At 32.8% G+C, this 14,122-nt stretch carries 9 protein-coding genes and 3 pseudogenes; 8 read left to right on the top strand and 4 right to left on the bottom strand.

Going from position 1 to position 14,122, the window contains the following annotated elements:
- The first annotated feature begins 41 nt into the window (after positions 1-41).
- Positions 42-845, top strand: coding sequence for a THC0290_0291 family protein (locus JJC05_RS09990; protein WP_181142844.1), 804 nt, complete (start codon positions 42-44; stop codon positions 843-845).
- A gap of 149 nt (positions 846-994) precedes the next feature.
- Here JJC05_RS09990 and JJC05_RS09985 read toward each other — a convergent pair.
- The 4 genes and pseudogenes from JJC05_RS09985 to JJC05_RS09970 all read right to left on the bottom strand — a co-directional run bounded on the left by JJC05_RS09985 (position 995) and on the right by JJC05_RS09970 (position 6,455).
- Positions 995-2,143 (bottom strand): annotated as a pseudogene (locus JJC05_RS09985) (cystathionine gamma-synthase).
- Positions 2,144-3,129: 986 nt separating this feature from the next.
- Positions 3,130-4,698 carry an L-piperidine-6-carboxylate dehydrogenase gene (gene amaB / locus JJC05_RS09980; protein WP_105195646.1) on the bottom strand — a complete coding sequence of 523 codons (1,569 nt, stop codon included), beginning with the start codon at positions 4,696-4,698 and terminating at the stop codon, positions 3,130-3,132.
- A 78-nt stretch (positions 4,699-4,776) separates the two neighbouring features.
- Positions 4,777-5,307, bottom strand: a complete 531-nt coding sequence (locus JJC05_RS09975; RefSeq protein WP_235877332.1) for a 3-hydroxyanthranilate 3,4-dioxygenase — start codon at positions 5,305-5,307, stop codon at positions 4,777-4,779.
- A 54-nt stretch (positions 5,308-5,361) separates the two neighbouring features.
- A pseudogene (locus tag JJC05_RS09970) lies at positions 5,362-6,455 on the bottom strand (endonuclease/exonuclease/phosphatase family protein).
- A 137-nt stretch (positions 6,456-6,592) separates the two neighbouring features.
- On the opposite strand from JJC05_RS09970, the gene JJC05_RS17240 reads away from it, so the two are divergent.
- The 7 genes and pseudogenes from JJC05_RS17240 to JJC05_RS09945 all read left to right on the top strand — a co-directional run bounded on the left by JJC05_RS17240 (position 6,593) and on the right by JJC05_RS09945 (position 14,033).
- Positions 6,593-7,309 carry a carboxypeptidase-like regulatory domain-containing protein gene (locus JJC05_RS17240; RefSeq protein ID WP_258928518.1) on the top strand — a complete coding sequence of 239 codons (717 nt, stop codon included), beginning with the start codon at positions 6,593-6,595 and terminating at the stop codon, positions 7,307-7,309.
- A 22-nt stretch (positions 7,310-7,331) separates the two neighbouring features.
- Positions 7,332-7,802, top strand: coding sequence for a hypothetical protein (locus JJC05_RS17235; RefSeq protein ID WP_258928516.1), 471 nt, complete (start codon positions 7,332-7,334; stop codon positions 7,800-7,802).
- Between the two features lie 155 nt (positions 7,803-7,957).
- Positions 7,958-9,238 (top strand): TonB-dependent receptor, encoded by a 1,281-nt coding sequence (locus tag JJC05_RS17230; protein WP_258928514.1) that lies wholly within the window; start codon positions 7,958-7,960, stop codon positions 9,236-9,238.
- A gap of 176 nt (positions 9,239-9,414) precedes the next feature.
- Positions 9,415-10,047: a choice-of-anchor J domain-containing protein gene (locus JJC05_RS09960; protein ID WP_164849087.1), complete on the top strand. Its 633-nt coding sequence runs from the start codon at positions 9,415-9,417 to the stop codon at positions 10,045-10,047.
- Positions 10,048-10,053: 6 nt separating this feature from the next.
- Positions 10,054-11,490, top strand: a complete 1,437-nt coding sequence (locus JJC05_RS09955; RefSeq protein ID WP_127823293.1) for a DUF5689 domain-containing protein — start codon at positions 10,054-10,056, stop codon at positions 11,488-11,490.
- 98 nt (positions 11,491-11,588) lie between these two features.
- Positions 11,589-12,810, top strand: a pseudogene (gene hflX, locus JJC05_RS09950) (GTPase HflX).
- Positions 12,811-13,106: 296 nt separating this feature from the next.
- Positions 13,107-14,033 carry a PfkB family carbohydrate kinase gene (locus JJC05_RS09945; RefSeq protein ID WP_105195640.1) on the top strand — a complete coding sequence of 309 codons (927 nt, stop codon included), beginning with the start codon at positions 13,107-13,109 and terminating at the stop codon, positions 14,031-14,033.
- Positions 14,034-14,122 lie beyond the last annotated feature (89 nt).

The raw sequence follows: 14,122 nt of genomic DNA, 5'->3' as shown, positions 1-14,122 counted from the left end.
ATGTTTTTATATATTTGTCTAATCAAGCTAAAAATGAGTTTATGCTAAAAATATATCGTTTTGTTTTACTTTTTCTTTTAGGAACGAATTCTAATTTGTTTGCTCAATCTGGTTTTTCCAATGAGCTAGGATTGGTTATAGGCCCTGTTGCTCTTCAATCAGATTACGGAGAGCGTAATAATTTAGAAACAGATGCAGGAAACACAGGAATAGGTATTGGGCTTGTACATTATATAAATTTTGCCTACCGATCTGACTGTAATTGTTATACACATGACACTTATTTCAATGATCACTTTAAAATAAGAACCGAGTTATCATACAATAAAACAAAACTAAATCATTTTGGTAAATTAGCTGACAAAACTTCTATTGGAGGCAGACAACTAAATGCGATGGAAGGATCTTCTTCAATAACTAATATCGGAATGCAGTTAGAATATTATCCTTTAAGCATTCGTGATTTTTCTTCTTACACTGGAAATTTTGCTCCATACATTAGCTTAGGCGCCCAATATAGCTTTTTTAATCCTCAAGTTAAAACTTCTTATGGAAATGGAGTTCTTTTAAATCAAAACAATATTTTTCCAAAATACTGGAGTCCTTCTGACGGAAAGCCTCATGGTTTTTCTAATGATTCTGGAAGCACTTGGTCTGTCGTTGGAAGTGTCGGATCAAGATACAAGCTAAATCTGATGTCTGACTTAATAATTGATTTACGTTGGCAATATTTTAATTCAAACTGGGTAGACGGATTAAATCCAAACCAAAATTTATACCCTGAAAATAAAGCCAATGATTGGCTAGTTTGGTTAAATTTTGGCTATATTTATTATTTAAATTAGCAGGAAGTACAAAAAAACTATCTAAAAAGCAATCAATAAACATCTAGTTTATCACTTCGACAAGGGGAGAAGTCACATTATCAATATTATGCGATTTCTCCCGCTGATCGAAATAAGAAAATGACTATCTTTCTGAGCAACCTTATTTTTTACGCAAATGCTTGCTGTAAATCATCTATCAAATCTTGAATATCTTCAACCCCAACACTCAAACGTACTAAATCATCCGATATTCCTATTTCTTTTCTTTTATCTTCTGGTATTGAAGCATGGGTCATTAAAGCTGGATGATTGGCTAATGATTCTACTCCACCTAAAGATTCCGCTAGTGTAAATACTTTTAATTTCTTAAGAAAACTAACGGCGTCCTCCTTAAGCCCTGATTTAAATGTAAAAGTCACCATACCACCAAAACCTCCTATCATTTGTTTTTTTGCTACCTCATAAAAAGGATGGGTTTCTAACCCGAGGATAATACACCTTTTCAACTTTGGGATTATTTACTAAAAATTCTGCAATCTTGGCTCCATTTTCGCAATGACGCTGAACACGTAAATGCAAAGTTTTAATTCCTCTCAAAACTAAAAATGAATCATTAGGCCCTAAAGTAGCTCCTGTAGCAAATTGTTGAAAATGCAACTGATTTCCTAATTCTTCATCTTTTACAATTAAAGCGCCTGCAATTACATCAGAATGCCCTCCTAGGTATTTAGTAGCTGAGTGCATTACGATATCCGCTCCTAAATCAAGGGGTTTTTGCAAATAAGGTGTTGCAAATGTATTATCTACAGCAAAAAGAATATTAGAGTACTTTTTAGTAATTTGAGCAATCGCTTCAATATCAGCCAATTTCATTAATGGATTAGTTGGTGTTTCAACCCAAACTAAACGTGTATTTTCGTTAATTAATGATTCAAATTTAGGCAGATCATTCATATCTACAAAATGAAACTTTATACCCGATTCTTTATAAATACGGGTAAACATACGATAAGTTCCTCCATATAAATCATCCATAGCAATTACCTCATCACCTGACTTTAAGCCTCTTAAGACACAATCCGTAGCTGCTAAACCCGACGAAAAAGCTAATCCTCGTGTTCCGTTTTCTATACTTGCCAAAGCATTTTCTAAGGCTGTACGAGTAGGATTTGCTGCTCTACTGTATTCATATCCGTTATTTGGAACACCGGATCATGTTGCGCAAAAGTAGAGGTATTATAAACAGGAGGCATAACAGCTCCTGTACTTGGGTCATGCTGTTGACCACCGTGTATGGCTTTTGTATTAAATTTCATATATTTAAATTTTATTTTTAGAAAACATTGTATTGCCTTTTATCATGGGCATTTAAATATGCCGACTAATAGTTTATGATTATTTCATCATTTTTATTTAAAATCAAAAAACAAACCGTTTTGTCTGAACAAAAATAATTAATTAAACACTTGTGCGCCATTTTTTATAAAGGTTTCTTCTGCTGCAATACTTTTCTTATTTTTATTAATAGAATACCTTAGAAGAATTTATTTATATTTTGAATTAACGAATTTTACTCGTTATTCATTTCCAAGAGGGTTTTGTTAGTATGTAATAATTCAGGCAGAGTAACTTCTATTTGATACATCTTATAAATCAGTTCTATGGCTTTATCTGGCGATAGCGCATATTTTCATTTTCAATGTCCTTTCAAGTTTTTTATGAACAGTATAAACAGCAAACAACAGGTAAATGTAAGCTTCGATTCTTTTTGTAAATGATGATAAATGGAACCAGTTCGTAAATCCGTTTTGACATTCTAAAAGCTCTTTCTATCTACCACAAGCTTTTATCGCTATCCATGATTCCCTCTGGTTTTAGGTTCTAATTTGGCTACATAGCTTTTCAAACCCAGATTATGTCTCAGAAATTTATTATAAATAAAAAAGACTTTGAATCTAAAAAAGTGTACTTTTTACCTTCTATTAGGTTATCTTGAAAGTTTGTAATCTTGCCATTTACACAAAAGGGGAGATTATATAATATTAATAATGTGACTTCTTCATTCAGCCTAAGCGGACAAATGAATCGTCAATTTATGGATTTTACCCACACATCTACAAGAAAATTTTCCTTGCCTTTTTATTTTCTTCATCTTCTCATCTTCACCCCGAAATCTGGATTACCTCCTTCTTTCTTAGAATCATCTATATAAATACTAGTTCTATAAATGTCTGAATATTTTTAAAAAAAGAGGTTGTCTAAAAATTTAGAACAACCTCCTAAAAAGATATTATAACTTATATTACAAATCAAATTTTATACCTTGTGCTAAAGGCAAATCCGTTGTATAGTTAATTGTATTGGTTTGTCTTCTCATGTATACTTTCCAAGCATCAGATCCAGACTCGCGTCCACCACCTGTTTCTTTTTCACCACCAAATGCACCACCAATTTCTGCTCCTGATGTACCAATATTTACGTTAGCAATACCACAATCAGAACCTGCGTGTGATAAGAATGCTTCTGCTTCGCGTAAATTATTTGTCATAATTGCAGATGATAAACCTTGCGCTACACCGTTTTGAATTTCAATAGCATTCATAACGTCTCCACTATATTTCAATAAATATAATACAGGTGCAAATGTTTCGTGTTGAACGATTTCAAAATGATTTTGAGCCTCTGCAATTGCTGGTTTCACATAACAACCACTTTCATAACCTTCTCCTGTTAATACGCCTCCTGACACAATAACATTACCTCCTTCTGCCACTACTTTTTCTAATGCTTTGTTATAAGCTACAACAGCATCTGTATCAATAAGTGGTCCTACGTGATTATTTTGATCTAATGGATTCCCTATTCTTAACTGACCATAAGCGGCAACAATAGCATCTTTTACTTTATCATAAATATCTTCATGAATAATTAAACGACGAGTAGAAGTACAACGTTGACCTGCTGTTCCTACTGCTCCAAACACAGCACCAATTACAGTCATTTTAATATCAGCATCTGGAGTAACAATAATTGCGTTGTTTCCTCCTAATTCTAGTAATGAATTTCCTAAGCGTGCAGCACAAGCTTGAGCAACTATTTTACCCATACGAGTTGAACCTGTAGCAGATACCAAAGGAACTCTAGTATCATGTGTCATTAATTCACCTACTTTATAATCACCATTAATGATACAAGAAATACCTTCTGGCAGATTATTTTCTTTTAAAACTTCTGCTATAATATTTTGACAAGCTATTGAACACAAAGGGGTTTTTTCAGATGGTTTCCACACACATACATCTCCACAAATCCAAGCTAAAGCAGTATTCCAAGACCAAACCGCTACAGGAAAGTTGAACGCTGAAATAATCCCTACTACTCCTAGTGGATGGTATTGTTCATACATTCTGTGTCCAAAGCGCTCAGAGTGCATCGTTAAACCATGTAATTGACGAGAAAGACCTACTGCAAAGTCACAAATATCAATCATTTCTTGAACTTCTCCCAAACCTTCTTGGTATGATTTACCCATTTCATACGAAACTAATTTCCCAAGAGGTTCTTTATATTTTCTCAATTTTTCACCAAACTGACGAACGATTTCACCTCTTTTGGGAGCTGGCATCATCTTAAAAGTTTTAAATGCGGTAGTAGCCGCTTCCATTACTTTTTCATAGTCTTCTTTTGTTGAAGCTTTTACTTTTCCAATTAATTGACCATCTACAGGTGAATACGACTCCATGATTTCACCATTAGCAAACCAATTAGATCCTGTTGAGGTACCTAAATTGATATCTTTTACGCCTAATTGCTCTAATGCTTCAACAATTCCAAATTGTTGAGCTACTGTTGATTGTGTTATTGTTGACATTGTAACTTTTTTATCAAGTTTTGTTAAAATAGATTGCAAATTTATAACTTATTATCTAAATAATTAAGTCTATGATTGTTAATCTTGAACAAATCGAGAGTCTGTTTCCATAACATGACGACATTTCGTACAAGTTCTTTTTTCTTTGGAAGAATAAAATGCTTTAAAATGGCTCAGAAAATCTTTTTCAATATCATTTAATTCAAAATATACCTCGTGTAATTTTTCATTACAATTATCACAAAACCACAACAAACCATCTGTGGCTTGTGTTCTTTTACGCTCTATTACTAAACCTATAGAGTTTTCTGTACGACTAGGTGAATGTGGAATTTTAGCTGGATGTAAATACATATCGCCAGCGGCAAGCTTTATTTCTTTTTTTTGTCCATTTTCTTGAATGTAAATGGTTATTTCTCCTTCTAGTTGATAAAACAATTCTTCTGTTTCATTGTAATGGTAATCTTTACGAGCATTAGGTCCGCCTACTATCATTACAATATAATCGTCTGAATCAACATACAGGTTTTTATTAGCAACAGGTGGTTTTAAAAGATGGCGATTATCTTCTATCCATTTATTTAAATTGAATGGTTTTTTCACTGACATTTTTTATGTAAAAATATGAATAAAAAAATCCCGAATAAACGGGATTTTATTTTTTTAGAATTCTTTTATTAGGTAAACATAGGAAGGAAAGTGATCAGAAAACCCCAGGGCCCTTCAGTGGTATTCCTAAGAGCATATCCTTTATATTGTCCCGTTTGTTGAATCATAAATGATTTATTATACACACCTGCTTTCCAATATTTCCAAGTTGAATAATCATTGTTATGTGGCAACAAAGTTTCTGTAAAAATAATTTGATCAAAAAAATCCCAAGCATCACGATGTGCTAAGGTGCCAATTCCTTTTTTTAACATTTTTTCTGCTGGATTATATAACCCTTGTGGTTTAACATCCTCTATCTCTCCTTTAGCTCCTAAAATTTCTTTAACACTCTTATTAAATGGTCCATCATTTAAATCCCCCATTGTGAAAATTTTCGCATTGGGATTAACAGTTTGTAAAGAGTCTATGATTTTCCTATTTAAAGCAGCAGCAGCTTCGCGTAATGGGCTACTAGCTTTTTCTCCTCCACGACGTGAAGGCCAATGATTTACTATAAAACTCATTTCTTCACCATCTAAAGTACCTGTTACCAAAATTTGATCTCTTGTATAAATCCTTCTAGTTTTAGTATCTACACTATTATCATCTGTTTCTCCTTCATTTTTATCTTTATCTTTTGCTTTTTTATCTTGTTGATCTTCCGATATAATTAAAGGGTAATTTTGATAGCTACTTGGATTAAAATGTTTTTTTTGATATAAAAATCCACAATCAATACCACGACGATCTGGAGAGTCAAAATGTACAATTCCGTAATTTAAATTAACCAATAATGGATGTTTAATAAGATCTTCTAAAACACGACGATTTTCTATTTCAGCTACACCTAACACTACGGGAGCGTTTTTTTGTTTATCACTTGTTCCTAACTCCGAAATAACATGAGCTAAATTATCTATCTTCTTTGCATAGTTCTCAGGAGTGTAAACAAAATCTTCATCATTTGTATTGGGGTCATTTACAGTATCAAAGAAGTTCTCCAAATTGTAAAATGCTATTGTATTAATAGCCACTCTTTTTGCCTGCGCAACACCTTCTATCGCCAATATCATAAAAAACAGACAAGTAATTTTAGTAAATTTCATATCTTTATATTAAAAAATCATTAAAACATAGAATATTTTCGCACCAAAAGTAAATAATTATATCAAATGTCATACATTTGTCGCCCTATTTTTAACCATTTAAAGTAGGAAAAGTAAATTAATTTTTAATTTTATTTATGAAAAAACTAGTTTTTAGTACCTTATTGGTACTACAGGCAGTTTTAGTTTTTGCACAACAACCAACAGGAATTTCAGGAAAGGTTATTGACTACAAAACTAATAAGCCTCTACAGAATGTAGTGACTACTATTGAAAACACTAACTTATCGCAGTTAACAAATTCGGAGGGTAAGTTTACCATTAAAGGCCTTCGAGCTGGTAAGCAGCTATTAAAAGTTAAAAGTGATGGCTATAAAGAACAACTTTTAGCCTTAGAAATTATGACTAATCAAATTTTAGATTTAGGGGTAATTATTCTTGAAGATGATTCTCAAAATCAAGAACAACAATTAAGTTTAGTTACTTTAACAGAAAATGATTTAGGTGACGACAATAGTGGCTCTGAAAGCACTTCTGGCCTTTTACAAGCCACCAGAGACACTTATCAACAGGCTGCTGCATTTAACTGGGGAGGAGCTCGTTTTAGAATTAGAGGATTAGACAATGAATACGGGAATACTATGATAAATGGTGTTTCCATGAACAAAATATGGGATGGTCGTGCTCAATGGAGCAATTGGGGTGGCCTTAATGATGCTACTAGAAATCAAGAATTTACTATGGGAAGCACCGCTTCCGACTATACATTTGGTAGTATATTAGGCACTCAAGAAATAAATACTAGAGCTTCTTTGTACAGACCTCGGAACGCGAATTTCTTTTTCAGGAACTAACACTAATTACAACTGGAGAGCAATGGGTACTCATGCTTCTGGTTTAGACAGTAAAGGATGGGCTTTTGTGGTATCTGCTAGTAGAAGATGGGCTCAAGAAGGACATTTTGAAGGAACGGATATGGCGGCCAATTCATTATTTGCAAGTGTTGAAAAAAGATTGGGTAAAAAACATGTTTTAAACTTCACTTCCATTTATGCTCAAAATAGAAGAGGCAGAACCTCTCCTAATACAGATGAAGTAACAGATATTAAAGGATATAAATACAATTCTTATTGGGGTTGGCAAGAAGGAAAAAAACGCAATAGTAGAGACCGTTTTATAAATGAGCCTATCGTAATGTTAAGTCATTACTGGAAATTTAGCGACAAAACCAGATTAAATACGAATTTAGCATTTCAATCGGGTTCTATTGCCAATGCAAGACTAGAATATCCGGTAGTAATAATCCTGATCCTACATACTACAAAAAGTTACCAAGTACTTATCTAAACCTAACAAATGAAAATACGGGTGCATGGATTCCAGACTACACAAGAGCCGCAAACGCTTTAGCTGATTTTAAAAACAATGGTCAAATCAACTGGGATGAAATATATTATGCTAATACAAACCCTAACAATGTAGCTGGAAAAGCCTATTACTTATTGACTGAACAAAGAAATGACGATACACAAATTACCGCCAACTCAATATTAAATTCTCAATTTTCAGAAAAAATAAGTTTTAATGCAGCTGTAAATTTCAAAAAATTAAAATCACATCAATATGCTGTGGCAGCAGATCTTTTAGGCGCTAAATACACCGAAAACTTTGATCCTTTTTATATATCAAAAGGTGATTTTGCCCAATTTGACCTAAATAATCCTAATCAAAAAATTCAACTTAATGATATTTTTGAATATAATTATAATTTAAGAGCTACTGTAATTGACGCTTTTACGCAATTTAAATTTAACTTCAAAAAAGCAGACTTCTACCTATCTCAAACTTTTTCCAGATCGGAATATGAAAGAGAAGGCTTATACAGAAATGGAAAATATGCCGCTAACTCATTCGGGAAAAGCGAACGCCCATCTTTTGACAACTATGGTTTTAAAGGAGGTATAACATACAAATTATCAAGCCGTCATTTATTTGACTTTAATGGTGCCTTTTTAACCAAAGCTCCTAACTTAAGAAATACGTTTGCTAATACTCGCTACAATAACAATGTAACGATTGATCTTGCTAGTGAAAAAATAGTTAGTGCAGATGCCAGCTATATCATTCGTACCCCTAAATTTAAATCTAGAATTACAGGGTTTTATAACAAAGTATCAAACACAACAAATGTAGCTTTCTTTTTTGCCGAAGGAGTTATTGACGAAGACACAAACAACGGTAATGACGATGCTTTTGTAAGTGAAATTGTAACAGGTATGGACAAAAAGAGTATTGGTAGTGAGTTAGGTATAGAATACCAAATTAGCTCCACAATCAAAGCTTCATTAGCTGGTTCATACGGTGAATACACTTACGACAACAATCCAACACTAAGACTTAACAATGATGCTGCGGCTACAGAATCTAACAACTATCCAGTTGAAAATTTTGGAAAAACATATCTAAAAGGATATAGAGTTGGTGGCATGCCACAAATAGCAGGTTCATTTGGTTTAGAATATCGTAATCCTAATTTTTGGTATGTAAGTGCTAATTATAACTATTTTGATCAAACTTATGTTGGCGTTTCAAATATTTTAAGAACAAATAATTTCACTATTGATGATAAAACAGGTATTTCTTACGATGGTGTTAATGAAAATTCAGTAAGAAAAGCTTTACAACAAGAGCGTTTGCCAGCGTACTTCTTATTAAACTTAAGCGGGGGTAAATCTTGGAGAGTAAAAAAAGGAGTTACCTTCGGTTTTTTTTGCCACAGTTAACAACGCTTTAGATAAAATATTTAAAACAGGTGGTTTTGAACAAGCAAGAAAAGCAACATTCCCTTTACTAAACCAAGACTCACAAAGTGGTATCAGAACTTTTGGTTCAAAATATTTCTACGGTTATGGAAGGAATTTCTTTGTGAATTTATATGTTAATTTCTAAAAACACAACTATGAAAAAATTTTTAAAATCAATTATTACTTCAGTTATCGCTGCTGGATTATTCATAGCTTGTGATAAAGAAAAGGATTTTGACATTCCTGAAATTAAAGTGGCCTATTTATTTGAAAACTTTGAAGCAACAACATCAGGTTCAGGATCTACAGAAATACCCATTAATATTAAAGGTTGGTCTAATTATAATCTAAGTACAACAGGAACTAGATTATGGAATAGCCGTTTAGCAGACTCTAATAAGTATGCCGAGTTCTCATCTTTTTATTCCGCTGCTAATACAACAGATGAAGCATGGTTAATCACTCCAAATACGCTACTTGACTCTCAAAAAGAAACTTTTTTCTCTTTCGACACCAAAGTTAGATTCTGGACAGGTAGCAATTTAACCGTTTTGATTTCCGAAAATTACGACGGTACAAAAGCAGGTATCAGTACTGCCACATGGACTCCTTTGAACGTTAAGTTACCCACTTCTACAGAAGTAGATAAATTCATTTCAAGTGGAATCCTTAGCTTATCAGCTTATAAAGGCAAAAATATCCAAATTGCGTTTAAGTACGCAGGAAACAAAACAAACGGTTTAACTACTACTTATCAGTTAGACAATATTAAACTTTTTATGAACTAAGACGTTATGAAAAATATAAATATTAAAAGTTTTTTAGTTTATTCGTTTATACTATGTACAAGCGTAGCCTGTGTAAATGAAAAGTTCGATACACCCAGTACGAATAACCTTTGTGAAAGTCTAACGCCTAATAAAAAAGTTACTGATTTTACAAATCAAGCTCCTACCAATGGTTTTACAACTCATAAAGCAGATGATATCATTGAGGCAATCGTTACTTCAAGCGACGAAGGAGGTACTTTTTACAAATCCATTTCATTTGAATCAGTTGATAATGGATCTGGTACTGTAGGCTTTAGTATACCCGTAGATCAAAGCAATTTACATACTGAATTTGAGCCAGGAAGAAAAGTTTACATAAAAATGAATGGCCTATCCTACACCAATAAAAACGCTTCTACAATAATAGGTGAAATATTTAATAATGAAACACCTAATAATACCGCAGACGATCAAGTTGGAAGAATTTCTTTCGTTACCTATAAAAATATTATCAAAAAGTCATGCGAAAACGTAGGAGAGGAAAAAATTGTTAAAAAACCTTTATTTATCAATCAAATATTAAATGATTCTTATATCAACAAATTAATTGAATTAAAGGATGTTCAATTTTTGGATGCTTCAGTTGGTAAAAAATACTTCGACCCTACTCTTAACAATTTAGGTAGTGCGACAAACCATTTAATAACAGACTTAAATGGTAATAAAATTATTGTAAGAATTAGTGAGTTTGCAAAATTTGCTAGTAAAACCATTTCTAACAAAAATGGTAAAATTAGAGGGGTTTTAACAAAATTTGGTTCTGATTACCAATTTATACCACGTACAGAAAGAGACATTCAGTTAACTGAAGACAGAAAAGAAGTTGATTTAGCTCCTGCTTTAGGAGGTTCTGCTTTAACCTATTCTGGCTCTTTTACAGAAAATTTTGACACCTATACTGCTGGAAGTATTACAACTGGAACAAAAGATTTCCCTAAATATATTAATGACCCTTTATTAGGATCTAAATATTGGTATGTAACGAGCTTTAGCAGTAATAAATACATCGTTATGTCTGCTTTTAACTCTGCATCTAGCGGACAAGAACAAAACAATAAATCTTATTTTATTGTTCCTGTAGATTTTACAGCAGCAAATAGTATGTCATTTAAAACACAGGATCGTTTTAATACAGGAAATGTTTTAAAAGTTTATTATTCTACTAACTATGTTCCTTTTTCAAAAGTAAGTGATGCTTCTTTAACAGATATTACTTCTAATTTTACAATTGCTTCAGGTACTTTAACGGGAACAACAAAACCTTTCGTTAATAGCGGTGTATTTAATTTCCCCGTTAATTTAACAGGTAACGGTTATATCATCTTTGAATACTCAGGAGGCTACAGTTTTAGTCCAGCTAGAACAACTACAATTCACCTAGATGACATCGTAATAAACTAAATAAAAAAATAAATTTAGTATAAAAACCCAATTCAGATTGAATTGGGTTTTTTATTTCTATCATTTTATTGCTTAATTTTGTACCTCAATTAAATGAAATGTTAGAAAAAGAAAAACATATTTTTGAAAGAACAGTAATTGTAGGGATCGTAACTCAAAGTCAAAACGAAGACAAACTAAATGAATATTTAGATGAATTAGAATTTTTGACCTTTACTGCTGGTGGTGAAGTGGTAAAACGTTTTACACAAAAAATGGACAAACCTAATCCTAAAACATTTGTTGGTACAGGAAAACTTGATCAAATTAATATATACATCAAAGAAAACGATATCAAAACAGTTATTTTTGATGACGAACTTTCACCCGCACAACAAAAAAATATTACCCGCGAATTAGATTGTAAAGTATTAGATCGTACCAATCTTATCCTAGATATATTTGCCCAACGTGCTGAAACCTCGTATGCTCGCACGCAAGTTGAATTAGCACAATGTCAATATCTACTCCCAAGACTAACTGGTATGTGGACCCACTTAGAGCGTCAACGAGGTGGAATTGGAATGCGTGGTCCTCGGAGAAACAGAAATTGAAACCGACCGTCGTATTGTACGCGATCGCATTGCGCTATTAAAAGAAAAAATTAAAACCATAGACAAACAAATGGCTATTCAGCGCAGTAATAGAGGAGCTATGGTTCGCGTTGCCTTAGTTGGTTATACGAACGTTGGAAAATCTACTCTTATGAATGCCGTTGGAAAAAGTGAAGTATTTGTTGAAAACAAATTATTTGCAACTTTAGACACTACAGTAAGAAAAGTAGTAATCAAAAATTTGCCCTTCCTCCTTTCAGATACAGTAGGATTTATTCGGAAATTACCTACTCAATTAGTCGAATCTTTTAAAAGCACACTAGATGAAGTACGAGAAGCTGATCTCTTACTACATGTAGTAGATATTTCACATCCTGAATTTGAAGATCATATAGAATCCGTCAATCAAATTTTACAAGACATCAAGAGCTCGGATAAACCCACTATTATGGTATTTAACAAAATAGACTCTTACCAACATTTAACCATCGCAGAAGATGATTTGATTACAGAAAAAACAACTAAGCATTACACTCTTCAAGATTGGAAAAACACATGGATGAATCGTTTAGGTGAAAATCATGCCTTGTTTATTTCAGCTACTGAAAAACATAATTTTGAAGAATTTAGAGAAAAAGTTTACGAAGCCGTAAGACAAATTCACATTACACGATTTCCTTATAATAATTTCTTATATCCTGATTATAAAGAAGCTGATGGAGAATAAAATAAACGAGAAAGCATCCAAAAAATAAAACAATTAGTTTACAACTTTTACTTGCCTAATCATCTTGTATTCTAAAATATTTCAATCTTTAACCAATGATAACAAATCAATTAAAGAAAACACAAGATTTATTTTTTTTGGATGCTTCCTCATTTTATTATCTTTTTCACAAAGCTTTAGAACGATTTGTTCTTTATTCTTTTTCTTAAATTAACGCCTTTCCTTTTTCTAATACTTAAAACTTTGCACTTTACAACTTATAATTGTAACTTTGCGCTCTAATTTTCAATTCGTTTATGAACAAATTATTGATTGTAGGAACAGTAGCTTTTGACGCTATTGAAACGCCGTTTGGTAAAACTGATAAAATTTTAGGAGGAGCTGCTACCTTCATCGGTCTATCTGCTTCTAATTTTAATTTACAATCAGCCATCGTATCTGTTGTGGGAGAAGATTTTCCTCAAGAATATATTGACTTATTAAAATCTAGAAACATAGATGTAAATGGCTTAGAAGTGGTAAAAGGAGGCAAGACTTTTTTCTGGAGTGGAAAATACCATAATGACTTAAATTCTCGCGATACATTAGTAACTGAATTAAACGTATTAGCTGATTTTAAACCTGTAGTTCCTGATAATTTCAAGAATGCAGATGTCATAATGCTAGGTAATCTACATCCATTAGTACAGTCAAGCGTATTAGATCAATTAACCGACAAACCCAAATTAGTAGTTCTGGATACAATGAATTTCTGGATGGATTGTGCTCTAGAAGAATTAAAAGCCGTAATGAAACGTGTAGACGTAATCACAATCAATGATGAGGAGGCACGCCAGTTATCAGGTGAGTATTCTTTGGTTAAAGCTGCCGCTAAAATTCATGAAATGGGACCTAAATATGTCGTAATCAAAAAAGGAGAACACGGCGCTTTACTTTTCAATGAAAAAGAGGTTTTCTTTGCACCCGCATTACCTTTAGAAGAAGTGTATGATCCAACAGGCGCTGGTGATACCTTTGCTGGAGGATTTTCTGGCTTCATTACACAAAGCGAAAATATTTCTTTTGAAAATATGAAATCAGCAATTGTACATGGATCTAACTTAGCTTCTTTTTGTGTAGAAAAATTCGGTACAGAACGCATGGTAAACTTAACAAAGGAAGAAGCCCAAACTCGATTAAGACAATTTAAAGCCTTAACACAGTTTGAGATAGAATTATCATAAATTTTCGCCCCGTTTTTTCGGGGCTTTTTTAATTAAAATTTTACGACACCGATGCTTTTCGGTCTTAACTACACACAACCAACAACACA

Source organism: Flavobacterium davisii (assembly GCF_019565505.1).
Taxonomy (GTDB): domain Bacteria; phylum Bacteroidota; class Bacteroidia; order Flavobacteriales; family Flavobacteriaceae; genus Flavobacterium; species Flavobacterium davisii.
The sequence above is the reverse complement of the archived record's forward strand: the minus strand, read 5'-3'. Positions and strand labels throughout refer to the sequence as shown.